The sequence below is a fragment of the Dactylococcopsis salina PCC 8305 genome (assembly GCF_000317615.1).
Lineage (GTDB): Bacteria > Cyanobacteriota > Cyanobacteriia > Cyanobacteriales > Rubidibacteraceae > Halothece > Halothece salina.
In genome coordinates this window covers 1963760-1990169 of the sequence record NC_019780.1, presented here as the reverse complement: position 1 = coordinate 1990169, position 26410 = coordinate 1963760, and the positions used below count along the sequence as shown (strand labels likewise).

28 protein-coding genes, 1 tRNA gene and 2 pseudogenes are annotated in these 26410 nt (G+C 40.5%); 14 read left to right on the top strand and 17 right to left on the bottom strand.

The features are described 5' to 3' along the window. Positions 1-120: 120 nt before the first annotated feature. From DACSA_RS23045 to dndD, 4 genes and pseudogenes are all read right to left on the bottom strand, one after another. A pseudogene (locus tag DACSA_RS23045) lies at positions 121-1345 on the bottom strand (RNA-guided endonuclease InsQ/TnpB family protein). Between the two features lie 359 nt (positions 1346-1704). Further along, positions 1705-1935, bottom strand: coding sequence for a hypothetical protein (locus DACSA_RS09835; RefSeq protein WP_015229608.1), 231 nt, complete (start codon positions 1933-1935; stop codon positions 1705-1707). Then, the gene (locus tag DACSA_RS09830; RefSeq protein ID WP_015229607.1) at positions 1916-2194 is read right to left on the bottom strand and encodes a BrnT family toxin; all 279 of its coding nucleotides are present in this window, start codon (positions 2192-2194) and stop codon (positions 1916-1918) included. Before DACSA_RS09830 ends, DACSA_RS09835 begins: the two co-directional genes overlap by 20 nt. Before the next feature lie 2 nt (positions 2195-2196). Beyond that, complete coding sequence (gene dndD / locus DACSA_RS09825; RefSeq protein ID WP_015229606.1) at positions 2197-4176, bottom strand: DNA sulfur modification protein DndD; 1980 nt, start codon at positions 4174-4176, stop codon at positions 2197-2199. Positions 4177-4232: 56 nt separating this feature from the next. On the opposite strand from dndD, the gene DACSA_RS09820 reads away from it, so the two are divergent. Genes DACSA_RS09820 through DACSA_RS09810 form a run of 3 tightly spaced genes read left to right on the top strand, consistent with a single transcriptional unit; the run spans position 4233 to position 4964 of the window. Further along, the gene (locus DACSA_RS09820) at positions 4233-4484 is read left to right on the top strand and encodes a hypothetical protein (protein WP_015229605.1); all 252 of its coding nucleotides are present in this window, start codon (positions 4233-4235) and stop codon (positions 4482-4484) included. Continuing rightward, a complete protein-coding gene (locus DACSA_RS09815; RefSeq protein WP_015229604.1) occupies positions 4481-4690 on the top strand; it encodes a DUF2283 domain-containing protein in 210 nt (69 codons plus the stop codon). The genes DACSA_RS09820 and DACSA_RS09815 overlap by 4 nt, the downstream gene beginning before the upstream one ends. A 25-nt stretch (positions 4691-4715) precedes the next feature. Next, positions 4716-4964, top strand: a complete 249-nt coding sequence (locus DACSA_RS09810; RefSeq protein WP_015229603.1) for a hypothetical protein — start codon at positions 4716-4718, stop codon at positions 4962-4964. 39 nt (positions 4965-5003) lie between these two features. On the opposite strand, the gene dndC is transcribed toward DACSA_RS09810, so the two are convergent. The 3 genes and pseudogenes from dndC to DACSA_RS22870 form a co-directional block, all read right to left on the bottom strand. Further along, the gene (gene dndC, locus DACSA_RS09805) at positions 5004-6566 is read right to left on the bottom strand and encodes a DNA phosphorothioation system sulfurtransferase DndC (RefSeq protein WP_015229602.1); all 1563 of its coding nucleotides are present in this window, start codon (positions 6564-6566) and stop codon (positions 5004-5006) included. A 127-nt stretch (positions 6567-6693) separates the two neighbouring features. Then, positions 6694-6990, bottom strand: a complete 297-nt coding sequence (locus DACSA_RS09800; RefSeq protein WP_015229601.1) for a helix-turn-helix domain-containing protein — start codon at positions 6988-6990, stop codon at positions 6694-6696. Positions 6991-7004: 14 nt separating this feature from the next. Next, positions 7005-7302, bottom strand: a pseudogene (locus DACSA_RS22870) (type II toxin-antitoxin system HigB family toxin). A 339-nt stretch (positions 7303-7641) separates the two neighbouring features. Here DACSA_RS22870 and DACSA_RS22865 point away from each other — a divergent pair. Genes DACSA_RS22865 through DACSA_RS09790 form a run of 3 tightly spaced genes read left to right on the top strand, consistent with a single transcriptional unit; the run spans position 7642 to position 8266 of the window. After that, a complete protein-coding gene (locus DACSA_RS22865) occupies positions 7642-7755 on the top strand; it encodes a DUF6888 family protein (protein ID WP_408605629.1) in 114 nt (37 codons plus the stop codon). Further along, a complete protein-coding gene (locus tag DACSA_RS20605; protein WP_015229600.1) occupies positions 7752-7928 on the top strand; it encodes a DUF6887 family protein in 177 nt (58 codons plus the stop codon). The genes DACSA_RS22865 and DACSA_RS20605 overlap by 4 nt, the downstream gene beginning before the upstream one ends. A gap of 56 nt (positions 7929-7984) precedes the next feature. Beyond that, on the top strand, positions 7985-8266 hold the full coding sequence (locus DACSA_RS09790) for a UPF0175 family protein (RefSeq protein ID WP_015229599.1): 282 nt from the start codon (positions 7985-7987) through the stop codon (positions 8264-8266). A gap of 307 nt (positions 8267-8573) precedes the next feature. On the opposite strand, the gene DACSA_RS09785 is transcribed toward DACSA_RS09790, so the two are convergent. Both DACSA_RS09785 and DACSA_RS09780 read right to left on the bottom strand, forming a co-directional pair. Continuing rightward, a complete protein-coding gene (locus tag DACSA_RS09785; RefSeq protein WP_015229597.1) occupies positions 8574-8855 on the bottom strand; it encodes a type II toxin-antitoxin system RelE/ParE family toxin in 282 nt (93 codons plus the stop codon). Then, the gene (locus DACSA_RS09780; RefSeq protein WP_015229596.1) at positions 8852-9076 is read right to left on the bottom strand and encodes a hypothetical protein; all 225 of its coding nucleotides are present in this window, start codon (positions 9074-9076) and stop codon (positions 8852-8854) included. Before DACSA_RS09780 ends, DACSA_RS09785 begins: the two co-directional genes overlap by 4 nt. Positions 9077-9517: 441 nt before the next feature. Between DACSA_RS09780 and DACSA_RS09770 the strand changes: the two genes are divergently transcribed. Continuing rightward, positions 9518-11806: a site-specific DNA-methyltransferase gene (locus tag DACSA_RS09770; RefSeq protein WP_015229595.1), complete on the top strand. Its 2289-nt coding sequence runs from the start codon at positions 9518-9520 to the stop codon at positions 11804-11806. Positions 11807-12063: 257 nt separating this feature from the next. Here DACSA_RS09770 and DACSA_RS09765 read toward each other — a convergent pair whose 3' ends face one another. Continuing rightward, positions 12064-12693, bottom strand: a complete 630-nt coding sequence (locus tag DACSA_RS09765; protein ID WP_015229594.1) for a retron system putative HNH endonuclease — start codon at positions 12691-12693, stop codon at positions 12064-12066. After that, on the bottom strand, positions 12690-13976 hold the full coding sequence (locus DACSA_RS09760; protein ID WP_015229593.1) for an AAA family ATPase: 1287 nt from the start codon (positions 13974-13976) through the stop codon (positions 12690-12692). Before DACSA_RS09760 ends, DACSA_RS09765 begins: the two co-directional genes overlap by 4 nt. Before the next feature lie 222 nt (positions 13977-14198). Between DACSA_RS09760 and DACSA_RS20600 the strand changes: the two genes are divergently transcribed. Further along, entirely contained in the window at positions 14199-14360 is a 162-nt protein-coding gene (locus DACSA_RS20600) for a hypothetical protein (RefSeq protein ID WP_015229592.1), read from the top strand. On the opposite strand, the gene DACSA_RS09755 is transcribed toward DACSA_RS20600, so the two are convergent. After that, positions 14344-14634, bottom strand: coding sequence for a hypothetical protein (locus DACSA_RS09755; RefSeq protein WP_015229591.1), 291 nt, complete (start codon positions 14632-14634; stop codon positions 14344-14346). The genes DACSA_RS20600 and DACSA_RS09755 overlap by 17 nt on opposite strands. Positions 14635-14757: 123 nt before the next feature. Between DACSA_RS09755 and DACSA_RS09750 the strand changes: the two genes are divergently transcribed. Then, the gene (locus DACSA_RS09750; protein ID WP_015229590.1) at positions 14758-17460 is read left to right on the top strand and encodes a DEAD/DEAH box helicase family protein; all 2703 of its coding nucleotides are present in this window, start codon (positions 14758-14760) and stop codon (positions 17458-17460) included. Between the two features lie 16 nt (positions 17461-17476). Here DACSA_RS09750 and DACSA_RS09745 read toward each other — a convergent pair. After that, positions 17477-17549 (bottom strand) — tRNA-Thr (locus tag DACSA_RS09745). Positions 17550-17665: 116 nt separating this feature from the next. Here DACSA_RS09745 and DACSA_RS09740 point away from each other — a divergent pair. Further along, positions 17666-18466, top strand: a complete 801-nt coding sequence (locus tag DACSA_RS09740) for an EI24 domain-containing protein (protein WP_041235423.1) — start codon at positions 17666-17668, stop codon at positions 18464-18466. Positions 18467-18674: 208 nt separating this feature from the next. Here the strand turns inward: DACSA_RS09740 and DACSA_RS09735 are convergent, their stop codons facing one another. The 3 genes from DACSA_RS09735 to DACSA_RS22115 form a co-directional block, all read right to left on the bottom strand. Next, entirely contained in the window at positions 18675-19316 is a 642-nt protein-coding gene (locus DACSA_RS09735; protein WP_015229588.1) for a TerD family protein, read from the bottom strand. A gap of 161 nt (positions 19317-19477) precedes the next feature. After that, entirely contained in the window at positions 19478-20722 is a 1245-nt protein-coding gene (locus DACSA_RS09730) for a cation:proton antiporter (protein WP_015229587.1), read from the bottom strand. A gap of 45 nt (positions 20723-20767) precedes the next feature. Continuing rightward, a complete protein-coding gene (locus DACSA_RS22115; RefSeq protein ID WP_156800753.1) occupies positions 20768-20923 on the bottom strand; it encodes a hypothetical protein in 156 nt (51 codons plus the stop codon). A 515-nt stretch (positions 20924-21438) separates the two neighbouring features. Between DACSA_RS22115 and gatA the strand changes: the two genes are divergently transcribed. From gatA to DACSA_RS09715, 3 genes are all read left to right on the top strand, one after another. Then, the gene (gatA, locus tag DACSA_RS09725) at positions 21439-22896 is read left to right on the top strand and encodes an Asp-tRNA(Asn)/Glu-tRNA(Gln) amidotransferase subunit GatA (RefSeq protein WP_015229586.1); all 1458 of its coding nucleotides are present in this window, start codon (positions 21439-21441) and stop codon (positions 22894-22896) included. A gap of 6 nt (positions 22897-22902) precedes the next feature. Then, the gene (locus DACSA_RS09720; RefSeq protein ID WP_015229585.1) at positions 22903-23757 is read left to right on the top strand and encodes an alpha/beta hydrolase; all 855 of its coding nucleotides are present in this window, start codon (positions 22903-22905) and stop codon (positions 23755-23757) included. Positions 23758-23953: 196 nt separating this feature from the next. Further along, a complete protein-coding gene (locus DACSA_RS09715; protein WP_015229584.1) occupies positions 23954-24271 on the top strand; it encodes a DUF3155 domain-containing protein in 318 nt (105 codons plus the stop codon). Between the two features lie 159 nt (positions 24272-24430). Here the strand turns inward: DACSA_RS09715 and DACSA_RS09710 are convergent, their stop codons facing one another. Beyond that, positions 24431-25297: a class I SAM-dependent methyltransferase gene (locus tag DACSA_RS09710; RefSeq protein WP_015229583.1), complete on the bottom strand. Its 867-nt coding sequence runs from the start codon at positions 25295-25297 to the stop codon at positions 24431-24433. Positions 25298-25351: 54 nt separating this feature from the next. Here DACSA_RS09710 and csaB point away from each other — a divergent pair, with 54 nt between their 5' ends. After that, positions 25352-26404 carry a polysaccharide pyruvyl transferase CsaB gene (gene csaB, locus DACSA_RS09705; protein WP_015229582.1) on the top strand — a complete coding sequence of 351 codons (1053 nt, stop codon included), beginning with the start codon at positions 25352-25354 and terminating at the stop codon, positions 26402-26404. The last annotated feature ends 6 nt before the right edge of the window (positions 26405-26410 follow it).

Sequence of the window (26410 nt, the reverse complement as noted above, 5' to 3'; positions counted from 1 at the left end):
CTGCTTCTTTCCTTTTTGCTTGTTCTCACCCGAACCTACATTACAACATTGACATCCTCTCCCGTCAAACGCTACGCGCTATGACGGGAGATTCCTAGCGTCGCCACTAGATTTCCTGTCTCAGGCTCGCTTACTAGGCAAAGTTTCCTTTGCCCCCGTCAGATCGCCTCCACAGGCAATTTGTTTAGTCTCTAACCCCTGTCCGAGGTCGGAGATTCCCCGATTTCTAATTACTTCAGCACTCACCACATCTCTTGAGCCAGTGTATCCACATTCAGGACAGTGATGAACTCTCACATCTAATGTTTTCTTTCCTGTATGCGCTCCACACTGGCTACATTCTTGAGAAGTACCATCTTTGTCAACTTTGGCAAAGTAAACATCACGTTTCCAACATACCCACTCAAGGATATTCACAAACTGACCAAAACCAGCATCCGCTGCGTGCTTAGACAGCATTCCTCTTTGCCACGAACGGAAATTAATATCTTCGACAAAGATCATTCCTGCTCCATCACACAATTGATGAGCAAGTTTGAAGTGCCAATCTTTACGAGCATCAGAGATACTAGGCGTGGACTCTTGCTATTTTCCTGTTTAGTTTATGGCGGTTATTCGACCCTTTCTTTTTGTTTTTAAGCCTACGTTGGAGCAATTTCAGCTTCCTTTGTAGAGACTTCAAAAACCGAGGTCGCTTAACTTCTAAACCATCGGAAGTAGCAACAAATTTGTCAAAGCCCAAATCTAACCCTCTTGGGTGTCCATGAGGGAAGGGTTGAGGAACATCCACATCTAATTGGAGAGAAAGCATGACAAAATAACCAGAGGCTTTTGAGATCACTCTCGCCTGTTTAACCTTAAAGCCCTCTGGAATTTCCCTAGACTTTCTGAACCTTGCCCAACCTAATTGAGGGAGTTTAACTTGATTTCCTTTTAATACTTGTCCTTTTAGCTGAGGAATCAGATAAGACCTTAAACGATACTTATTCTTAAATCTGGGAAAACCGAATCCTCTAGCTTTCATGTCAGAGAAAGCCCGATCTAATGTTCTCAAAACTTGTTGGAGAACTTGAGCATTAACTGATTTAAGTCGTTCGCTGTCTTTCTTAGCCTCAGTTAAAGCCTTTGCTTGTCTAGAGTAACTAGGATAAGGTTCATCTGGAGAGATGATATATTCCTTTTCAATCGAACAAGCATTAATGGGGCATTTTCGAGAGTTGATCCAATCTTTTCTTTCTCTAAGTGCGTAATTCCAAACTGTTCGGCAAACACCGAGCGTACTCTCGATCATGTCGATTTGTAATTGGTTTGGTTCTAGCCTGTATTCGTAGGAAAGGGTAAGCATTGGATTTTGAACTCTAATTAATCCTAGTTTAACAGATTCTACAAGATTTGTCTAATCATGTAACGATGTCAAACACGGACTTTTTTGTTGGGCGCGATTCATGAGGGGCTGTGGGGCGAATCGCATTCGCCCCCTTGTGAGGGTCTAATTCGGAGGTTTCCTCCGAATGTAAGAGACCCGAACCGAAGGAAAGCCCCGTCTGCCCGTTAAATCTCTTGGGAGATTATAACGGGAGTCCTCTCGCGCCATTTAAGATAGATATGCGTGAAGCTACCTTTAAAGTCCGTGTTCCTAGTGATTTACCTCAACTATAATGCTGAGGAGTTCAAAAGTGTTGAGAAAATGGAACTCAATAACTTTTAATGAGATTGAGGGTGAGAACGTTTGGCAACCTTCATCAACATTCTCAGAGCTTCATTAACCGCAGTTTCATCAGGGAATGCTTGAGCAACATCGGGAGCAAGTCGCACTAGGTTAGTTCCAGTGCGGTATTGTTCTACATATTTTCCTTTTACGCCTCCTGTCATCTGAGAAAAGTCATATTCAGCCCGTAATTCGTCTTCCATGTTATTATTCTGTTTCTTGTTCATAAAACCTCCTCTCTTTTGGAGTTGCTTTGCGGGCGCTGATGATTCTAATATTTGTTCTTCGTTCTGTGTGTGCAATGACTAAAACTTGTCCTAAACTTGATATTCCAATGATAATATAGCGACTTTCTCCTATTGAATGATCAGGATCGGGAAATGTCAAGGAAAGTGGGTCATTAAATACAGTTGCTGCCTCTTGGAAAGAAACCTTATGTTTATTGAAGTTTTTCCGCGCTTTCTCTAAATTCCATTCAAACTCCATGATTAGTTTTCGTTGAAGAAATATCCTGTTTTAACATAAGTTTCTCCTGTTTCCCCATCATATTTTAATTGATATTCGTGAGCGATCGCGCTTTGATTTTGTAGTTGTTGATATTCTACGTTTCCGATTTCTGTATCTGTAGATAAAAGAATAACCTGATGAGAAGCGCTGGGGAAATAACGTTCTACTAAATTATGACGATGGGAAGAATCTAAACGCCCTAATGGAGTGTCAATTGCGATCGGCAATTGACGATGAGAAACTCGTGCTAATCCCCACAAAAACGCGATCGCAAGTAGTTGTTTTTCTCCAGCAGAAAGGCGATGTTTGGGGATTGGTTTTCCGTCTGGATTAAATAGAGAAAGGCGAAAGTTATGGGTATCAATACTAACGCGATGAACTAAATCTGATTTATGGAGTAAATAGCGGAAACATTCCGTTACTTCGATTTCTAGTTTATTCAGTTTTTTCAGGGTTAATTTCTGTTTGAATTGTTCTAAAGTCTTCTGAACTTTTCCTGCTGATTTAATAATATGTTCGTTATTGCGTTCGTCAATTGCTTCTTGGCTATAACGTTCTAGTTCTTGTTTTGTCGTTTTAATTTTTGCTTCTAATTCATTACAATAACGCCGTTTGGCTTCGTAATTTGCTTGAGCTTCTGCGCGTTGATTTTGCGCTTTCTTTACTGCTTCTTCTAATTTTTGGTACACTTCTGGAGAGGCGGCGTTAGCAATTTCTCGATCGCTATTATCAATTTCAATTTGAATTTCTCGCAATTTTTCTTGTTTATTATTTAACTCTCTCAGTTGACTGGGAAGCCGATGATCTAAAACTGTATTTAATAAGTTAATTGTGTCTTGTTCGGGACGTAAATAGGGAGGCGTTTCTGGGTTTAACTTTTCCTCAATAACCTGGTTTTCTTGTTGTAAAAAAGCGGAAATTTTATCTACTTCTGTGGCGGAAATCGCGAGTTGATGGATATAATCTAAGAGGGCGCGATCGCGTTTTTTTAGGACTTCTTGAGTGATTAATGCTTGTTGATAGTCTAATTCAGTTTCTCCCTGCTGTTTCGCTGCTTGTAATAAGGGCGTAATCAACGCTAAAGGTAGCACTCCCGCCGCCATTTCTCTTAAACTATCTCTTTCCGTCTCTGCTGTTGCTTTCAGTTCCTTAATTTTTCCTTCCATTTGCGCCCGTTTTGAGGCAATTTTCCCTCCTTCTGAAATAAAGTTTTCCGAAGCTAGACGGTAGTTTTCACGAGCGCGATTTAGCTTATCTTCTAACTCTGTTAATTGGGCTTTTTCTTGTTTATATTCAGCAGTTTGCTGATTCAGTTTCTCTTCGATCGTTTCTAAAGTTTTGAGAGTAGTTTGATTCGCTAACTGTTTCCGTTTACGATTCACTAAAACCTCTAAATCTTCCCCCAACTTTTCCGCTAATTCTAATCCCAGTAAGGATTGAATCGCCTCCTTTACGGGAGGTGGAGGAACATCTAATTCCGCCAATTCCTTAACTTGTTCGCCATCAAATAGAAATAAATTAGAAATTCCTAATGGGAGTAAATTTTCAATATATTCATCCCAAGTATTAGTCAGAGCGCGATCGGGCCAATCATCAACTAAAATACTAAGTGTATCCTTACCGTCTCCCTTTTGCCAACTACGAGTAATTCTAAAAACAACTAACTGATTATCAAACACCTCCTCAAACGCCAACTCAATGCGAGTTTTTCCCTCACTCCGATTATTAACTGCTTGGGAGAGAAAATCAGCATAACTCAAACTTCCCCGTGTAGAACATTGTGCGCGTTGTCCATAAAATGCCAAACGAATCGCATCCATAAACGTTGTTTTTCCGCCGCCATTCATCCCACCAATCAAGATAATCGGACGCATTTCTTGATCAGCGCCAGGGGTTAAATCGACCACTTGGCGATCGCGATACGGACCAAAATTTTCTAAGACAAGTTCACGTAAAATCACAAGGAAGTTTTAAATATTGTAGGACACTATTATATTTTAAACATTTGAATGCCATAATGGTAGCTATGAAATTCAAATGCACCCAATACTTTCAAGCAGTTCGGACTCGTCCAGACCGCGCTATGATTGAGGATGATTGGATTTTACGAACCCTTCAATCTCCAGACCATGAAGTCATTCAAGCAGATGGACGGATACGACGTTGGAAGCGTATTGAAGAAAGAGAAGGTCGATATCTTCGCGTTATACTTTTACCAGATGGGGAAACAGTTCATAATGCTTTTTTTGATAGAAGATTTAAGTTATGAAAGTTAAATATTTTGAAGAAACAGATACTCTTTACATTGAATTTCGCGTTAATGATATTGTTGAAACCAAAGACCTTGATGAGAATACAATTTTAGATTTAGATGCTCAAGAAAATATCTGCGCGATTACTTTTGAAAATGCTAGTATGAGGACTGATCTCCAGCGTGTAACCGTTGAAGGAATGGCAAAGGAAGTGATTTTTTAATGTTAGAAAGGAGAGAATAAAATCTATGACTTCAATTCCTATCGTGATTTCTGAGTCCATAAAAAAGTTCATTGATCAACAATTTGCTAAAGGGAAATACTCGAATTGCAATGATTATATTTTGGCTTTAATCCATCAAAAACAAGTTAAAGATATATCTCTCATCGAAAAACAAGATTTAGAGAAATCGGCAGACCTCTATGCAGAAGTTTATGAACAAGATCAAGACTTAAAAGAATTAACTGAGATCGCCGAGGCTGATTTAGTAGAATAATGAAAATTAAACGGGGAAAATTATCATTACTAGGCTGTCTTATTCCGAGGAATGATTGTCTTGATTCTTCCCAGAAAACTTAATATTTGCCCAAGTTAATTGTTTAACTTTTTCCGCATCTTCACCTTTAACGGCTGTTTTCAAATCTCGTTTTAAATGGGCCGCTTCGATCGCTTCCTCCTTACTACGAGAACTGGTTTCAAAACACTTTTCTAAAGAGTCATAAATTCCCACCCGACGAGATTTCGTATGATATTGTCGTTCCGTATCCAACAATTTCGTCATCAATTCTAAGTGCATTTCATCCTCACAAAGTTCCTCTAAAACACTCCATTCATCACTTCCTAAAACCTGATTAGTTGCGCCAACACGAGGATCACGAAAAACTTGACCCGTTACTTCTTCATAAATGCGAGGGAGACTATCATCAAACTCGTGTTTTTCTTCTAACCAGATGCGACGAATTTCGCTTAACTCTTCTTCAGTAATTAGTGTAATATCTTCCATGCCTTTAGGGGCATTTTTTCGCACTTCCACTTGTGCTTCTAAAACTCGTCTTAACCAATATTCCCGCCAATATTTGGTATAAGGGCCAGGTATGGGTTTAATTGAAGTTTCTCCATCTCCTGTATTACGTTCAAAGAGTTCAACTTTGCCATAAATGCGGCGAAAATCGCGGCGATCGTGGTCGTTTTCCACATCTAATTCATTGCGAATATCTAACAACGGTTGCATCCATTCTTTTTCTTCGTCATTTTGAATCATTGCCTCCATTGACTTATCTTTACTCACCATGGTGCAAACCCAACAGCCAAAGCGGGAGTCGCCACAGCTAGGCGTAGAAGTATCAACAACTAACGGACATTCATTATCCGCAGTTGCCCCTTGATACATGGAAAGTAAGTCTTTATTGTTTCCTCCCCAAGGGTTTTCCCACTGCATTAAATACATCCAGACTTCATTAGTTTGCCAGTCTTCAATGGGGGTGTAAACTAAAGAATTCGGTAATCGACTATTAGGGCTAAGACGATCGCGCACTCTTCCAACTTGATGTTTTCGCAATGTTCTTCCACGAGTAATACTTTCTGCTTTACGGCTTCCTAAAACAACAATTGTTTCTCCATTATTCCTAACCATTTCCCGAATAAAATGATTAACGGGTTGAATCTTCATGCGATCTGTACACCAACGGAAACCTTGACGCGGTGCTGGATATCCTCTTCCCATTAGACATACCCAAAATGTTTCTTGAACTGAGGGATGGAGCAAATTCGGCTTAATAGGTATGTTTTGATTTTCTGCTGTTGCTTCTAATTTTTGTAAAGACTTACGAACCCAAGTTGAAACAATCGGATTTTCTACTAACGTATCAGTGGTAATGACATATATGGTTTTATGCCTTTGTTCAACTGGCAGAGTAGCGATCGCGTTCCAAATAAGTTGTAAAGTTGCCGTCGAATCTTTTCCTCCGCTATAGCCAATTACCCAAGGAATTTCGTCTAGAAGATACAGCTTTTGAATTTCCTCAGTTAGTTTTTCAATATCTTCCACCAATTCAGCGACACTACGGGGGGGAAATAGAGATTGTTGATCATTTACCATAATTATTTATTCAATTTCAATAGGGGCTTCTATAAGTCAACTTTAGGAGTGCTATATGCCGATCCTAGCTTTTGAGAAAATACGATGCTCGATCGCGCATCTGTTATAGACTCGAACTGACTAAAGCCTACATCCCAACTTCATTCAAAGCCTCCTGAATCACCGCATCACTTACCCCGCGACGCTTCAAGCCTTCAATAAAACGAGAAACAGGTTGATGACGACTTTCTAAATGATAGAGAATTGCTTCATAAGGCGAAGGAAACTCAATCGGGTGATGTTTCTCTTCGTAATCTTCAACTAATGTGGTGAGAATCTCTAACTGATCTCCCTCTGGCGTATTTAATTCTACCTCAAAAAGCTGTTCGATTTGCGCCAATGCTTGATGATAATCAGCTTCCGTTTTAATCGGTTTTAAATCCATTGGTCTTTTCCTCCTCAGATAGTTGTTGCATCAACCTTGTCATACTCTTGATGGGTTCCGACAAAGCGAATAAAGATAATCCCAATGTCATAGCGAACATGGACAATTAGACGGTAATCGTTACCTTTGATGTTAAAGACCACACGATTATTCGGCAAAATACTAGCATTCGCATAAACTCTTTTAATGTCGGCTGGAGTTTGCCATTGCATAGAAGAGACATCATGAAACCAAGCCTTTAATTAAGGGTTGTTCTGCGTCGGCGTGTCGTTCCCAAAACGCTCGTAAGGTACTCCGAGCAATAATTCTCACTTTATCATTTCCTCCTCGTTTTAATCTTGGAGAGATTAGCCTTCCCTTGATGTTCGAGAATCATAGTCGTAGGGTGGACAATGCCCACCATATTTGAATTTCATCAGTAAAACAGTCTTATGTGGCGATCGCGCTTCCTCTTCTCAGTTAGGATCAGGAAAGGGCTAGAAGTCTTCAATATCAAACTTGTCGTATATTTACATCTAGAAAGTCTGAATGAACCACAGAGTCATAGAGAAACACAGAGAATTTGTAGATACTAACCTGCTAACTGCTATACCTAGAGAATCGTATGACGAACATTGCCCACATTACCACTGATGGCACTCATCCAATACACTGTGTTCAATTGAACTGCTAAGGTTTGATGAGACAAGAAAACAGGTTTATATATTCGCAATCACTAGCAGAAGAGAAGAAATAGATGAAGATGGGGAGAGAACTTACCTATGACCAAAGAACAGCTTAGACAGATGAGTCGGAAGGAGATTAGAGACTACCTTAGAAAACATCCATCTGATAATGAGGCTTGGGATATCTTTTTTGAGAAGGTAGAGGTTGCACCTAAACGAAAAATTAATTCCGATGAAGACTTAATTAAAATTATTACAGAAAAAAGCAAATGATGATTTTATGACCAATAGAGATCAGCCTTCCCTTGACGTTCGAGAGACTTATAGATATGCGTGAAGCTACTTTTACAGTTCGTATTCCTGCTGATTTAATTGCTTATGGATTTAGTGAAGAACAAGTTCAATCTCAAGTCAGAGAATGGCTTGTCTTGTCTTTATTTACAGAGGATCGAATTTCCTCTGGTAAAGCTGCACAGTTTCTTAACCTAACTCGTGTGGAGTTTTTAAAACTACTACAAAAACGAGGGATATCTTACCTCAACTATAATTCTGAGGAGTTAGCTGAGGAGTTCAAAAGTATTGAGACAATGGAATTGGATCGCTTTCAATGATTATTGTTTCTAACACAACAATTCGTCCTCATTTAGAACAGTTGCGGAGTCAAGGTTTTAGTATTAGTGACTCGGTTTTTGACTCAATTCTCATGGAGTCTGGAGAATGATCAAGCTATTTTGCTTAAAAATTAAAGCACTCTATCTTATCCCTCCATTATATTCTAGTTGATATTCGTGCGCGATCGCGCTTCATTATTACTTATACCATTTCGATCAACTAGCACTACATAACGATCCCCCCAACCCCCCTTAATAAGGGGGGCGAAGGGGGGATCAACTGTAACTTAACTTTTTAGAAACGGTATTAATAAACTTCATCGTGGCTACCAATATCAATTAAAACAATTAAATCATTTCCACTTTCAGTCTCTTTTCTTAAAGCAAAAATAATTCGACAATCATAAGTAACAGTACAAGACCATAATCCTTCCAATTGCCCCGTTAATTTATGAGATTTCAAGGAAGGAGTAAAAGGGTCATTAGCTAGTATATTTAAAGTATAAAATATCTTCTTTTTCAAATGTGGGTTTTTCTTCGTTAATCGCTTAAATGCCCTTTTAAAGGTTGTTTCTGTAACTAAAATCATTCTTCTTCATCTGCTGATAAATAAGATTTTAGGTCTTCAATATTTCCTCGCACAGCAGTTCCCTGTTCTACAGCCTCAAACGTTTTCTTCGCATTTTCTGCGATTTCAGAACGTCGCCTTTCAATCCTTCTTTTTTTAATCAAATCAAATAACTCCTCTTGTTCCTCTATTGATAAATCTTCAATATATTCAATTACATTTTCTAAAGTAAGAGTATTCATATATCACTCCTTATCGGTTCTCCCTAAATTTCATAATTTCGTTGAAACAGTCAAGAAAGCATTCATCAGTTTGAAGATTCATTGAATGCAATAACATACCTTGACTTAAATTTACAATGTGATTTATTTGTAGTTTATCATCTCGATCGCGCTTCTTTTTCTCAGTGGTAGGGTTTGCCCCGCCCACCATCTTATAAGTAAACCAGTCTTAGATGGCGATCGCGCTTCCTCTTCTCAGTTAGTAATTCCTGTTCCTAGCCCCCTTACAAAGGTCACATTACCTCTTATTCCCCCCTTACAAAGGGGGGTTAGGGGGGATTATTAAACTTGTCACTCAGAAGTTATGAGACAATGTTAAAAATGAATTCATCGATCGCGCTGTCTGATAAGGAAAAGACTAAGATCGCGAATACAGCTTTTTGGTCATAGAAGGATTAACCCATGTCGTCTCGACTCACCGAACAAGAGAAGCAAGAAATCATCCGCTATCTTGAACAAGATCAGCCCTTACCAGAAAAGTATCGGTTTCTACTATTTGAAGATAAACGCGAAGTAGAATTAGTATGGAATGGTAAGACTAATCAGGTGTGTCGGACTGTTCTCCCGTTTCAGACCATTGAACAGGTGGATGAACCCCGTGCGGAAAAGCCATCGGATACAACCATGCAGATGAGTTTGTTCGATGTTGACAGTCGGGGGAGACAGTTGAAGGGATGGACAAATAAGCTGATTTGGGGTGATAATAAGCTGATTTTGTCTTCCTTGAAAAATGGACCGCTACGAGAGGAGATCGAAAGACAAGGGGGGATTAAGCTGATTTATATTGATCCGCCGTTTGATGTGGGTGCAGATTTTTCCATGGATATTGAGGTGGGAGACGAGACGCTGACAAAGAAGCCCAATATTCTGGAGGAGATTGCTTATCGGGATACGTGGGGAAAAGGGGCGGATTCTTTTATCAGTATGATTTATGAACGATTGATCTTGATGCGAGATTTATTGGCTGAGGATGGGAGTATTTATGTTCATTGTGATTCCCGAGTGAATAGTTATATCCGATTGTTACTAGATGAAATATTTGGAAATAATAATATGATAAATGAAATTATATGGCGTAGAAAAGGAGGGACAGCACTTGGTGAAATGCGCCACTTTTCTGCTGCTTATGATACTCTTTTTATATTTTCAAAAAGTTCAGAATATACTTTTAATCAAATCTATACTGAAGCTTCACACGAGTATATTGATTCACAATTCAAGTATTATGATATTGATGGACGAAGATATATGATTAATGTAATGCGAAGTCCAAGTCCTCGTCCAAACCTCAAGTATAATTATAAGGGTTATAAGACACCACCAAATGGTTGGGCAGTGCCACGATCAACAATGGAAAAACTTGACCGTGAAGGGCGACTTCACTTTCCTGACTCAAAAAATAAGCAAATATACAAAAAAATTTATCTTGATGAATATCAAGGACAAAAAGCAAATAATTTATGGGTTAATATTCCAACTCTAAAAGGAACATCATCTGAAATTGTCGGCTACCCCACACAAAAACCAGAAGCGTTGCTAGAACGTATTATAAAAGCCTCATCCAATGAAGGCGATCTAGTTGCAGACTTCTTTGTCGGTTCAGGGACAACCGCCTCTGTAGCAGAAAAACTGGGACGCAAATGGATATGTTCCGACTTAGGAAAATTTGCCATCCATACCACTCGCAAACGGATGATCAATGTTCAGCGTACCCTAAAAAAAGAAGGACAAGGTTATCGGGCGTTTGAAATTCTTAACCTGGGTAAATATGAACGTCAACACTTTGTTGGAGTCAATCCCAACCTCCGTGAAGAAGAACAGCGTCAGCAATTAGAAGAGAAAGAACGTGCTTTTGTCGATCTCATTTTACGCGCTTATCAAGCCCAAAAAACAGAAGGCTTTACCTGCTTTGATGGGAAAAAATCGGGACGCTTAGTTGCAGTGGGACCCATCAACTTACCCGTGACGCGATTGTTTGTGGAAGAGATTATTCTCGAATGTCGCAAAAAGCAGATTACCAAAGTTGATATTTTAGGCTTTGAATTTGAGATGGGATTATTCCCCAATGTCCTCGATGAAGCCCGTAATAAAGGCATTGATATTGCCCCCAAAAATATCCCTGCTGAGGTGTTTGATAAACGGGCAGTTGAAAAAAATCAAGTTGTCTTCCATGATGTCGCCTATATTGAAGTCAAACCCCACATTACAAAAAGGAAAAAAAATCAACCGCCAACCGTTGCTGTAGAATTAACCGACTTTTCTGTCTTCTATTCCCAAGACTCGATTCAACAAGCCGAAGCAGACTTAGGAAAGAAAAAATCGGGGAGTAAAGTAGTGGTGGAAAAAGGGCAAATCGTCAAAGTCAGTAAAGATAAAGATGGGATTCTCAAACGAGAACAGTTAACCCAAAATTGGACAGACTGGATCGATTATTGGGCAGTAGATTTTAATTTTGAAAGCAAGCGAGAAATCATCCGCATTCAAAATGAAGAAACAGGGGAATGGGAAGAACAATGGACAGGGGACTTTATTTTTGAAAACGAATGGCAGAGTTTTCGGACGAAAAAAGATCGTTCCTTAGAGTTACACAGTGTCGCTTATGAATGTGTTTCTGGTCGCCGTAAAATTGCGGTTAAAGTTGTCGATATTTTTGGCAATGACACCATGACGATCGTCGAAGTGAATTTGTAACATAAAATCTAATACCATTTCTAAAAAGTCAAGTTACAGTTGATCCCCCCTTCGCCCCCCTTAATAAGGGGGGTTGGGGGGATCGGTATGTAGCGCCAGTTTATCGAAATGGTATAATTCCCCCTTTTAAAAGGTCACATTATCTCTTATTCCCCCCTTTCAAAGGTCATATGATCTCTTATTCCCCCCTTTCAAAGGGGGGTTAGGGGGGATAGAAAATGATACATTGATCGCAACCAAGATAGTCGAATTGCCTCTTACTCCCTTATTCCAAATAAGTAACGAACTGTTGTCCAGAAAGGATTAAACTGACCCAAATTATCAGGTTCAAGATAACTATTCACAAAGTCTTCCAACTCTCTATCTGATAAAGAAGGATCAATAAAAGACTCGATCGCCTTTTGACGTAAGTTTCGTAATTTCGGAATATTTAAACCTAATTTTTCAATTGTTGTCAGCGCTACCTGATCTCGATTATCAGCAGGTTTGATCGAACCGTCAGCCGTAAAAGCAAATCGTTCTTCACAAGTCGGATCAAGGGGTGAAATTAATTGTTTTTCATCAAACCAGTCACCCTTGAGTTTTCCACAGTGAACAGGTTCTCGCTTTTTTAAATTATTTTGACAGGAACACAACAAGTTAGAAAAATCTAGGGGATCAATTGCAGGATCACTTTTGGGTTGAAAATGTTCAATATGCGAGTCATTATCATTTAATCGATCTTCACAATAACAACAAATATAGCCTTGTTCTGTCATCAATGCTTGTTTAACTGCTTTCTTGACAGATTTATCCATTTCCTTGTAACTGGGTTTCCAATTAGAATTTTCTTGATTTTTCCAATCTGTAAATTCTTGGGGTTCACTGTCTTTTTGAATATATTTCATTTCCCAATACGTTCTTTTCGTTTGATGAGGACTTCCGCTTTTAATAATTCTGGATCGTTGCCAATTTTGCTTCTCATTTCACTGACTTGATCTTGTGCTTCCTGTAAATTATTTTTGTCAATCATTTCATAAATATTATGAATACTATTACTAACTACTGTCGGTCGTGTTGTGTCTAATTCCATTAAATCTTCTAGAACGCGATCGACATTTTTTCCATAAGATTCATCAGGTTGACTCCATTCGATTCCGTCTTCAGTTTGCTTCAAAAGAAAAATTTGTTCTGATTGAACATGAGTTAACACATGAGGAGAATGTGTCGAAATAAAAAACTGACAATTTGGAAAAACTTCTAAAAGTTGAGGAACAATCATTCGTTGCCATTTTGGGTGAAGATGGAGGTCAATTTCATCAATAAGGACGACTCCCTCTCCTTGAAGCGGATCAGGACGTTCAGGGTTAGCAATGGCACATCTTCTCGCTAAATCACTCACCATTGCAATTAAACATTTTTCTCCATCAGACAATTGATTAACGGTTAATATCTCCCCATCTTTTTCTATTTCCATTCGCAATGGATTACGGCGAACTCTGAGGTTTTTAAAGTTTGGCAAAAATTGATTTAACGCTTTTCTAACTGCTTGTAATTGTGGATCATAAGGAATTTGATTATGAAATAAAGGTTTCTCTCTCGTTTCAGCAACTTTTTCATTTTCTAAATCTTCTCGTTCTCGAAACCACTCGAAAAATTTCCGAAAATTAGCCCCACTGGTTAAAGATTCATCATAAGCGTTTAATAAATCAAAACGATGTTTAGTTTTAATTTTTAAAGGAATGTCTAAGACGGCTCGATTAACAGGATAATAGACAAATAAAGGGATATTGATGCTTTCTTGATGATCTATAATTTCTCTTTTTAGCTGTTCAGTATAAGTTTCTAATTGTGTTAAATCAGTGGGCTGTTCTAGAGAAATATCTCCTCTACGACTGGTAGCAATTCGCCACTGAAACGTTCGATTTTTATCAATACAACAGAGTGCAATTAATGTAAAATCAGCCTCATTTCTGATATCATCTTCTACAATTTGACGATCTTCACTCTGTTTACCTATTACCTCTCCAATCCGACTAACAACGCATGAAAGCATCATTACCATCGCATCAAGGACGGTGGATTTACCCGCACCATTAACCCCTACAAAAACATTTAACTGCTTGTCGACGTCAAGGGAGAGGGATTTTACGCCACGATAATTGGTGAGAGTCAGAGTTTTAATATACACTGTTTGGCTTGTCGTTATCTTGATTGAATAATAGCATTATTATCTGCGCCGTATAACTTGCTTGTATCGCGATCGCGCTTCTAAAAGCAATCTCCAACTGATACAATTTTGGAAAAGTAAAATTACCTGATGGTAGGCGGTTCTCACCCTACGAGTGATTTGCGTTCAACTCGTTAATTCGCGTTAAGCTAGTTATGAGTAAAGTTAAAGGGTAGAAAAACAATGGTTGAAATTAAATTAACTAACGGCGAAGTCCATAATGTCTCTCACGATAAAATGCTTGAATTTATGAATGAGTATCAAGGAAAGATTGTTAAATATAAAAAAGCCGATGCTCCCCCAAGACGGAGCAAGCAAAAGACTCAGGTTAACCAAGCAAAATAATTGCTTCTATAAATGGCTCTGCGTTCTCAAATTCTTGATTGTCTATATCTTGTTCAGTTTGAGCGTAGTAAATTTCACCAGAGACAAAAAATTTGCAGGGAATATTTTCATATTTCCGACCAACACACGGCTGTTCTTTTCCTAAATTTTCTATTAGGACATAAGCAGTACGCATTTTTCCTTTGACATAACCACTTAATGTACCGTAAACGTAACTTCCTTGAGTGGCTGCATTAAATTCTTCCTCATCTAATGCTCTTACTTCAATTGCCATAAAATCTTTTAAATTCTACTACTAAAATGACGACCCTCTGCAGGCAATTCCGCTCTCTCAAACAAAAACTGGGCTAGAGGCGATTATAGCAGGCATTTAGGATTTTATATCAGGAGATAACCAATGGCATTACATCCCGATTTCCCAGACTCCCCCCATACCATTCTCGATCCAGAAATTCGCTGGTTTCCTGCCGATGAAACACTACGGGATCAGGGAATGGAAAAATTGATGCCTCCATTGGTGGTTCAACTGCGTCGCCATGTGAAGCAGTTTCGGGATAGTGGCTATGTAGGGGCAAGTGAAACTAGCAAAAGCCTTCTGAATTGGTGGTTCAAAGAACCTCATCTCATTCCGAGTCTTGGCGGAATGATGGTAAATTTCCAGTATTACTTCGCCCAACGGGAAGCCTTAGAAACGATTATCTATCTCTATGATGTGGTTGGGGCAAAAGATAAATATGATTTAATGCGATTTGATGGCAGTGGGATTGTCTCCGCCAGTATGTTTGATGAAACGTGGCGACGCTATGTTGTCAAAATGGCGACGGGAACAGGTAAAACGAAAGTGATGAGTTTGGTTCTAGCGTGGAGTTTTTTCCATAAACTCTATGAACCCGAATCAGAGTTATCTCGTAACTTCCTTGTTATTGCCCCCAATATTATCGTCCTCGATCGAATTTATAAAGACTTCCAAGGCTTACAAATCTTCTTTGATGATCCTGTAATTCCAGATAACGGATATGACGGACAAAATTGGCAAGATGATTTCCAACTGACTCTCCACTTACAGGATGATGTCCGCATCAACCGCGCGATTCTCCTTCGGAGACGCTACGCGAACGGCAATATTTTTCTCACCAACATCCATCGGGTTTATTCAGGAGACGATGTTCCCCCTTCTCCCGATGATGAGAACACAATGGACTATTTTCTGGGAAAACGTCCCACTGGTCAAACAACGGATTCTAAAGTCGATTTAGGCGCGATCGTTCGTGATGTTGATGAATTAATGATTCTCAACGATGAAGCCCATCATATCCACGATCGAAAATTAGCATGGTTCAAATCGATCGAGGATATCCATAACCAGCTACTCCAGAAAGATACCCGTCTCAGCTTACAAGTTGATGTCACCGCAACCCCTAAACATAACAATGGCGCGATCTTTGTCCAAACGATCGCTGATTATCCCCTTGTGGAAGCCATCTCCCAAAATGTTGTCAAGCATCCTGTTTTACCTGATGCTACCAGTCGTAGCAAACTAAAAGAACAGAAAAGTGCCAAATTTACCGAAAAATATGCAGATTATTTAGATTTAGGCGTAACGGAATGGCGTAAAACCGATGAGGAACATCAGAAATTAGGGAAAAAAGCCATTCTCTTTGTGATGACTGATGACACAAAAAATTGTGATGATGTTTCAGAGTATCTACAGAATCGTTATCCTGACTTAAAAGATGCTGTTTTAGTCATTCATACCAAGAAAAATGGGGAAATTTCCGAAGCAAATTCTGGAAAGAATAAAGAGGAGTTAGAAAAACTCCGTCAGCAAGCCAACGAGATAGACAGTTTGGAAAGTCCCTATAAGGCGATCGTCTCTGTATTAGTCTTAAAAGAAGGCTGGGATGTTCGGAATGTCACCACAATTGTTGGTTTACGGTCTTATTCTGCGAAGAGTAATATTCTCCCTGAACAAACTCTCGGACGTGGCTTGCGGAAAATGTACTCAGGAGAAACAAAAGAATATCTCAGTGTGATTGGTACAGATGCCTTTATGGAATTTGTCGAGTCAATTCAGGCTGAGGGAGTAACGCTTGATCGGCAAGCAATGGGAGAAGGAACGAAACCGAAAACGCCTCTTATGGTAGAAGTTGATAACGAAAATGTCAACAAAGATATTGAGACACTAGACATCAAAATTCCGATTCTGACACCGAGAATTTATCGAGAATATAAGAATCTCTCCGATTTGAACTTGGAAACAATGACCTTTCAGAAAGTCGCCTATCAACAATTTAGCGAAGAAGAACAACGAGAGATTGTCTTTAAGGATATTACTAAAGACGAAATAACCCATACAACTTTTTTAGATAGCGGGGGAATTGCTGACTATCGAAGCGCGATCGGCTATTTCACCCAAACCATGATGAAAGAGTTGCGTCTCGTCAGTGGCTACGATGTTTTGTATGGCAAGGTTAAGACATTTATCCAAGATTTTTTGTTTGGAAAAACCGTTGAACTAGAATCACCGAACACCCTCCGCAATCTCTCCGAAGTTGTCGCCACGAAGACAATTATAGAAACTTTTAAGAAGGCGATCAATGATTTAACTGTCCGTGACAAAGGAGATGCAGAAGTTCGAGATACGATTAAATTAAGAGAAACTCGTCCCTTTGTGGTCAAAGATCAGGGCTATTTAATGCCTCAAAAAAGTATTTTTAACCGTTTGATTGGGGATAGTCAATTTGAACTTGAGTTTGCCAACTTTCTAGAAAGCTGTGAGGACATCATTTCCTACAGCAAAAACTACCTTGCTGTCAATTTTAAGCTAGATTATGTGAATGCAGAAGGAGACATCGCCAATTATTATCCAGACTTTTTCGTTAAAACTAAAGACGATCAAGTGTTCATCATTGAAACCAAAGGGAAAGAAGATGTGGATGTCTCATTAAAAATGCAACGGCTACACCAGTGGTGTGAAGATGTTAATCAAGTGCAAACAGAGATCACCTATAAACCAGTTTATGTGGATGAAGAAGGATTTGAAAACTACCGACCAAACTCTTTTGCAGAGTTGTTGCTTACCTTCCCAGAAGACAAATAGCTGTAATGAAACACAAAGCCAGCGAGGAGACTCGAACTCCTGACCTACTGATTACAAGTCAGTTGCTCTACCAACTGAGCTACGCTGGCGAAGAATTAACTCCAGAAATTAATAATAACAGATGAATTGCAATTTTGGCAAGACTGAACGAAAATAAATCCTGCTATCCTAGCAGAAGGCCCCGACAGTGGAGCGAAAATTGTGTATGTTAAGGATATTAAGTGGGTTTGGATTGATTACTGGCGCAACCTATCCGCTTCGCGCGATCGCGCTTCTTTTCAAAAGACCAGGTTTATGGAAGTATTTGATCATTCCCATTCTCGTCAACCTTCTCCTCGGTGGACTGCTTTACGGAGGGTTTCTCTACTGGGGATGGCAAGGTGTCGAAATTCTCACCAGAGAACTCTCTCAAAATCTCGATCGACTCATTGCGGACTTACCCCAGTGGCTAAGTTTCCTCGAATATATCATCCTTTTCGTTAGCTGGTTACTCCGTGCAATTTTAACCATTATTTTGTTTGTTATTATTGGCTTTGTTCTGCTTCAATTTGGAAGTATTATCGGTTCGCCTTGGTATGGACAACTGTCAGAACAAGTGGAAAAAGTACGTTTAGGAAGCGTTACCATTATTGATGTGGGAATCTTTAAAGACATAGCGCGGGCGTTACTCTTTGAAGTGAAAAAGCTACTCCTCGCACTAGGTGTCGGTTTGATTTTGTTCCTAATTGGATTGATTCCCGCCGTTGGTGGCATTGTCACCACCGTTGGCAGCATTACTCTAACCGCGACTTTAGTTGGTTTAGACTTTTTTGATAGTCCTCTCGAACGTCGTCGGTTGTCTTTTCGAGGTAAATTAAAAACAATTTATCGTAATTTACCCGCAAGCGGCAGTTTTAGTTTACTGTGTTTAGTGTTAATTAGTGTCCCCTTATTGAACTTAATCACGATTCCTTTATGTGTCATGTCGGGAACTTTATTCCTGTGCGATCGAGTTTTTTCTAATTAAGAATTGAGTCAAGAAAGCTAAAACTCGCGTACCATCTGGTTTTAATGCTCTTAACTCCTCAAAAAAGTGCAAGGAAATTGAACGCTCAATCGTCACGCACCCTGCATCAAAACCTTGAAATCTTACCAATTAATCAGCCCTCTTGCCTCTTGCCTCTTGCCTTTTGCCTTACTACACCGAAAACATGAACTTTTTCAGCAAACCCTAATTAAGAATACTGTTCCGCCAATTCTTGTAAACTTTGCACTTTTACCCCCTTCCCAATAATTTCTACTTGCCATTGACTATCTTCCTGACGGTAAATTTCAGCAAGAATCATCCCCGTTTCATCCTTAAAATCATCATGGGATAAATCATAGCGAGCAATTTCCATTTCATGTTCTAAATCTACCAAACGGATATAAGCATTTTCCACTTGTCCTAAGTTTTGGCGGCGATGATTCGACTCATAAATATTAGCGACAATCAGTAACTTTTGCACCCGTTTTGGCACTTGGGGTAAGGTCACTAAAATCTGTTCTTTGTCTAAAATTTCTTCCTCCTCTTCCTCCTCATGTTTTTCCGTTGCGTTGGGGGTTGTATGTTCTCCAGTGAGGTTATCTCCTAAATGGCTAATCGCGCCAGAAGGATGAGTCAAATTGCCGTAATAAACGACATCGCTACTTTTTTGTAATTTTCCTTCCTCATTTAAGCACAAGATAGAAATATCTAAATCAAAATCAGATTTAAAAATCTTTTTCAGTCCCTTTTGCGGCATCAATTCCCAGCCTAAACCACACAGTAAAGCGTTTAAACCAGGTGCTTGTTTTTTGAGAGAAAAGCGTTGTCCAGTTGTTAATTGAATTCCCATTTTTATTACTCCATTCCATCAATTCTTACTTTTCAGTGTAGTCACCATTTGTCGTTTTCCCCCCAGCTTTGGGTCGTTTTTTCAATTGTCCATGTTGGGGAAAAATATTCATAACTCACTAACAATAATTGATGAATTATTAATCACTAAAAATCGATGCTTTACTTACTTTGCTGAACAAAGGGTAAGTCACCAGAGGAAACCGTTTCCGATGCTTCGGCGGCTTCTTTCGCTTTAAATAAACGCCATTGAGTGACAGTGGGTCCGAATAATTCAAAGACAACGGTTGTACTAACAACAATTGACACTAAAAATTGACCTAAACCTGGAAAATGTGGCAAGGTTAAAACCGCTAACCCTAAAGCAACACCAGCTTGGGGAAATAAACTCCAACCAATGTTTTCTTTGACTGCTGGTTCGGCGTTCACTAAACGAGCGGCAATTCCACCACCAATGACAAAGCCTAAACAACGAGCCAAAACATATAAAATACCAATTAACCCTAAAGAGGCAAGTGCAGTGACATCAAGCTCACAACCCGCAAGTAGGAAGAAGATCACCAAGAAAGGTTCGCTCACTTCTTCAATGGTAATAAAAATATTTTTCTTGGGTTGGGCGCGGTTTTTGGCAACGGTTGCGCCTAAAACAATACAAGCGAGTAGATAAGAAATTTCTAACTGATACGCTAAACCAGCACAGAGAAGGAGGAAACCTGTAATTTCTAATAAGCTAGGCTTTCCTTTTTTCAAACGTCCTGCTAAACGCGCCATTGGCCAACCGATGGCAATACCAAGCAGGAGTGCGCCGCCAATGTTCCAAGCTCCCGCAATCACTTCTTGAGTGAAATCACCAGCACCAGCAATGATTTCACTAACCACTAACAAGATGCTAAACAGGGTAATGCCTAAAACGTTATCTACCGCTAAAACACGAACAATGGTCTCGGTGAGAGGTCCTTTTGAGTTGGTTTCACTGATGACATCAAGGGTGGCAGCAGGGGCGGAAGCGGGGGCGAGTCCAGCTAATAATAGAGCTAAAATTAAGTCATCTTGGATTAAATAAGTGACGGTAAACACTAAAGACGAGGCAACAAGCGTTTTCCCAAAGGAGATGGCGAAAATGCGAGGACCGGTTTTGAGTAAGTCAAAGTTAATGAAGGTTTCCCCGAGGCGAAATGCAATCATTGAGAGGGCAATGTAGGACATGATGGGAAAGAGTCCGACAATTTCATCGGGAACTAAGTCGAGAACCGATGGACCAATGATGATTCCTGAAATTACCAGTAAGGTAACACGAGGGAGACGGAGATAGCGAGCAATGGCGTAAGCTCGTCCGCCGAACATTAAAAACAAACCAACGACTAGAATATTTGGTAGTTCTGCAACTTCTATGGCTTCGGCTTCCATAATCTCAATAATGCTCCTATTGTTTCTTATCGGTTATAACATTTCTTAATTATTGTTTTCTAAATCGCAAGGATAGTTTCCTAAGTGTCTGTTATGGCGCAAGGGAACAGAGAGGGAGACAAGGGAGACAAGGAAGACAAGGGAGCGATTTTTCTCCCCCATCTCCCCCATCTTCCCCATCTCCCCCATCTCCGATTTCACCGAGCGCTTTTTTGAGGAGTTAAGAGCCTTAAAACCATAAGGTACGCGAGTTTTAGCTTTCTTGACTCAAGCCTTAAGTAACTGATTAGATCAAGCACAACTGGTCACTGGTCACTGATTGGTGTTGGGTTTCGTAAACTCCATCCAACCTACTGGTAACTGAAAGATAACTAATGACTAATGACCAGTGACCAATGACAAATTTGGTTGGGTTTCGTAAACTCCACCCAACCTACTGGTAACTGAAAGATCACTAATGACTAATGACCAGTGACCAATGACAAATTTGGTTGGGTTTCGTAAACTCCACCCAACCTACTTTATTATCATTGATTGAGCGAACCTGATATTAGGGGGCAAGTTCCCCCAGAATTGGGGGTGAGGGGGCAAGTTCCCCCAGGATTGGGGGTGAGGGGGCAAATTCCCCCAGAATTGGGGGTTAGGGGGCTAGAGGGCAAGTAAGGTGGACAATCATTGATATAATCTGGGGAAGGTTTTTATTGGTTGAGAAGAATATGGCATCAATCCGAGAGTTACATGAACAGTTGGTGAAGAAGGAACGCTCTGCGCTAGAGGTGACACGGGAAACTCTGGCTCGGATCGAAGCGGTAGAGGAAAAGGTGCATAGTTATCTACATATTTTAGCGACGGAAGCAGAAGCCGCCGCCCAAAAGGTGGATGAAAAAATTGCCGCAGGAGATTCGATCGCGCTTTTAGAGGGAATTCCGATCGCGATCAAGGATAATATGTGCATGAAGGGTGTTCCCACTACTTGTGGCTCTCGTATTCTAGAGAATTTTGTTCCTCCCTATGAATCTACTGTCACTGGCAAACTAAAAACAGCGGGAGCAGTTTTACTGGGAAAAACTAATCTTGATGAGTTTGCAATGGGAAGCTCGACAGAAAATTCCGCTTACGCGCTCACTTGTAACCCCTGGGATTTATCACGAGTGCCTGGTGGCTCTTCTGGCGGATCGGCCGCCGCTGTAGCAGCAGAGGAATGTGTGGTGGCGTTGGGATCGGATACAGGAGGATCAATTCGTCAACCTGCTTCTTTTTGCGGTGTAGTGGGCTTAAAACCCACCTATGGTTTAGTCTCTCGGTTTGGTTTGGTGGCGTTTGCGTCTTCTTTAGATCAAATTGGTCCCTTTGGGCGCACCGTAGAGGATACGGCGATTTTATTGGGGGCGATCGCGGGTCATGATCCAGCCGACAGCACCAGTTTACAGGTGAAAATTCCCGACTATACCCAATATCTCACCCCAGAGTTACCCAAAAATCCGAAACTCAAAATTGGTGTGATTACAGAAACCTTTGGGGAAGGACTCTCCGATGAGGTAAAAACCGCAGTACAAGGGGCGATCGAGCAGTTAGGGGCAATCGGTGCGGAAATCGTAGAAATCTCCTGTCCTCGTTTTCGCTATGGCTTACCAGCCTACTACATTATCGCCCCTTCGGAAGCATCTTCTAATTTAGCCCGTTACGATGCGGTACGCTACGGAAAACGCAACGAAGAAGCGGACAATCTCCTCTCGATGTATCAAAAAACCCGTGCCGAAGGATTTGGGGCTGAGGTGAAACGTCGGATTATGGTGGGAACTTACACCCTGTCTGCAGGTTATTATGATGCCTATTACCTGAAAGCGCAAAAAGTCCGAACCCTGATTAAACAAGATTTTGAAAAAGCCTTTGAGACGGTAGATTTGTTGGTTTGTCCCACCGCTCCCACGACTGCTTTTAAGGCGGGAGAAAAAACGGATGATCCATTAAGTATGTATCTTTCCGATTTAACTACTGTTCCCGTCAGTTTAGCAGGTTTACCCGCTTTAAATATTCCCTGTGGCTTCGATGCTCAAGGTTTACCGATCGGGATGCAATTAATTGCTAATGTATTACGAGAAGACCAATTGTTACAAACGGCTTATGCTTATGAGCAAGCAACCGATTGGCATCAAAAACGTCCTCAACTCTAGTGTTTTATGGCTTCTTGGACTCGATACTTGCTTTACGGGGTAGAAATCGCGGCGATCGCCTATTTGCTGACTTGTTTCGCCTTAGCCCTCGCTCAAAGGCGCTTTATGTTTGTTCCCTGTAAACCGATCGTCGCTACTCCCACAGATTACGGATTGGAATACGAGTCCATCTTTATTCCTCTCCCCCCAGACGAGAAGATTCATGGCTGGTGGATTCCCGCTCAATCTCCAGACGCACCCGTTTTGCTTTATTTACACGGGAATGGAGGGAATGTTAGTTCTAATCTACCTCGTGTCCAACGCTTTCACCGTGTCGGTTTTGCTGTGTTTCTCATTGATTATCGCGGTTATGGTTTGAGTGAGGGACGATTTCCCAGTGAAAAACGGGTTTATGAGGATGCGGAAACGGCTTGGGAATATTTGGTGAAAGAACGTAACATTGATCCTAAAGAATTATATGTGTTCGGTCATTCCCTCGGCGGTGCGATCGCGATCGAATTAGCGACGAGACAACCTGAAATCCCCGGCTTAGTCATTGAAGGCTCTTTTACCTCGATGTTAGACATGGCGCGGTATAAAGGACGTTATGGCTGGCTACCGATCGATTATTTACTTACTCAACGCTTTAATTCTCTGGAAAAACTGCCTTTGCTCAATACTGCGATCTTCTTTCTTCATGGTACAGAAGACGCAGTCGTTCCTGTAGAAATGAGCGAAACCCTCTATAAAGCCACTGTGGGGCGAAAAGAACTTTGGTTAGTCAAAACCGCAGGTCATAATGATATTGCGACTATTGCTGATAGCACTTATGAAAAACGAGTTTGGCAGTTTCTTCTCTCAGAAACGTCCGAGTTTTATTAAGAATTATTAAATTTACCCTCTCATTATTGTCCTTTTTCTTGGCTAGTGAGTCTGAATAATCTGGTGTTAGTGGGGAATTGGGCTTTTTTTGCTCGGTGAAAAAGACATCTTGAAAAATCTGCCAGTTCGCCATATAATTAGCACGAATTTTGTAATCACTATTACATTTAATAATAAAAGCTAGGAGGGAACTGACTTGGCAAGAAAACGCAAACGCAAAAGTCGTCGTCGCCAGGAAGGACGAAAAATCCTCGCCTTAGTGCCTCAATATAATATCGAAAGTGGGGAACATAAACCAGTAACCGCAGCGAGAAGATATATTTCTGCGAAAGGAATTGCTCCTCCAGCATTGGTGGTGGTGAAACGGAACGAGCATACCACAGATCGGTATTTTTGGGCAGAAAAAGGGCTATTTGGAGCGCAATATGTGGAAGAAAATCACTTCCTCTTCCCCAGTTTACGCATTGTTCAGCCAGAGGAAGAGCAAGTTTTAACCACAACTACTGTGAGTTAACTGAAACTGCTAGCTCGATCGCTCCTGATTCGCACCAAATATGAACGGTTGAAGGCGCGATCGTGCTTCGTTGTAAGACTAATCCCAATTAGGCTTCTAAAATTAACATAAATCGGCTCGACTTGTAAACAAGTTGGGTCGATTATTTTTTTTAAAAGGTCACGCGGGCGCTACGCCATAGGGAATGTCATCATTTTCCTCTACCGTTACGGGAGAAGATTTCGCAACGGGTTGAGGTTTTCTCCCCCAATTCACCTGATGGATTCCCCAAACGATCTCAGTTTCTGTCGCTACAAATCCTGTGGTTTCTAACCAACTCTCAACATTACCTTTGGCGTAATCTTGAATATAAGGCTCTTCAAATATATTAGTCAACCATTCCGAATCTCGTAAAGTGTCCTGATTTCCATCTAACAGTAAAAATTCCCCTCCTCCTTTCAACAAACGAAACGACTCTCTGAGAATCGCTTTACTAATCTCAACTGGTGTTTCATGGAATAGGAGAGAAGCTGTCACCAGATCAAAAGTGTCTCCGTCTAACCCTGTCTCTTCCGCTTTCCCGTGATACCAGCGTATCGGAAGCTGTTTCTCTTTTGCCTTTCGTTCTGCCATAATCAGCATATAGGGAGACAAATCTAAACCGATCACTTCCGCATTAGGGAACGTTTCTTGGAGTAAAACGGTTGTTGATCCTGTACCACAGCCTAAATCAAGAATGCGTTGTGGGTTTCCTTTAATCTGTTTAATTGCGTCCTCTCTTACCCATGTTTCGTGAGGGGGAACAAAATAACGGGTGATCGGATCATAAGTCACCGCCGCGCTTGAGGTGAGATAGCCTCCCTGAATGCCATGGAAATTTTGCGATCGATAATAATCGGGATATTCTAGATTAGGGTTAGCGATTCGATCGGATTCAGTTTCCCAATCAATACTGGTTTGAAGATCGTTAATTTCTTCGCCATCAATGAAACTGCCGACGATCGGTTTCAAAAATTGTTCCCAAAGGGTATCAGTGCGAACTGTCATCACTTTTTTTCCTCTTGCTAGGGTACATCTGCTTAACAAATTTTAACGCTTTCTATGGAATACCAGTCTGGATCGAAAAAAGCAATTCTCTGTGGTTATTATGGTCGAGATAATGTGGGAGATGATGCGCTGCTAATGACTTTAATCCAAATGCTTCCCGAAACAGTGCAGCCTTTAGTTTTATCGGCAAATCCACAACAAACCAGAGAAAGATTACAAGTGGAAGCGATACCGAATCGATCGGCTTTTCCGATTTTAGATGCTTTTAAAAAAGCAGACTATTTCATCTGGGGAGGGGGAAGTTTAATGCAAGATGTCACCAGTTTTCGTAACCCGATTTATTATGGTGGATTAATGGCATTGGCGCAACAAAAGGGATTAAAAACCATTGCTTGGGCGCAAGGAATTGGACCCTTACGATCGCGTTTTTCTCAGTGGTTAACCCGTAAAACTCTTATCGGATGTGAAGAAATTAGTGTGCGCGATCGAGCTTCTGCTAAATTATTAAGTAGTTGGGGATTATCTCCTTTAATTGCACCTGATCCCGTTTGGGCGTTAGAAAGTGAATCTTTCCCGAAACTTTGGGAACTTCCCGCGCCAAGAATTGCCGTTACTTTACGTGAACATTCCCAGTTAACGACTGAGAAAATTAAAGTTTTAACTCAGGCTTTAATCTCGTTTCAAAAAGCAACAGAAACCTGTATTTTACTGCTTCCGTTTCAACCGAAAGATTACCCTTTAGCGGCAGCTATTGCCAGTCAAATTCCTGAACCGAAAGCAGTGATTTCTGGGGAAACGCCCACTCGTTTAAAACGACTCTTTCGCGGTGTAGAAATGGCGATCGGAATGCGTTATCATAGCTTAATTATGGCTGCGTCGGAAGAGTGTCGTTGTTTTGCCATTAGTTACGATCCAAAAATTAGTCAATTAATGACAGAATTAGAGATTCCAGGTTGGGAAGTTGCGGACATTCCTGATGATTCTAAACTGATTACAAAACTGTGGTTGGATCATTATGCTAATGGAGAAGGATTGAGTTTAGATCAGATTCAATCCCAGCGCGATCGAGCTTTAATGCACCAAGATTTATTGTTAGAATTAATTTGATCTTAG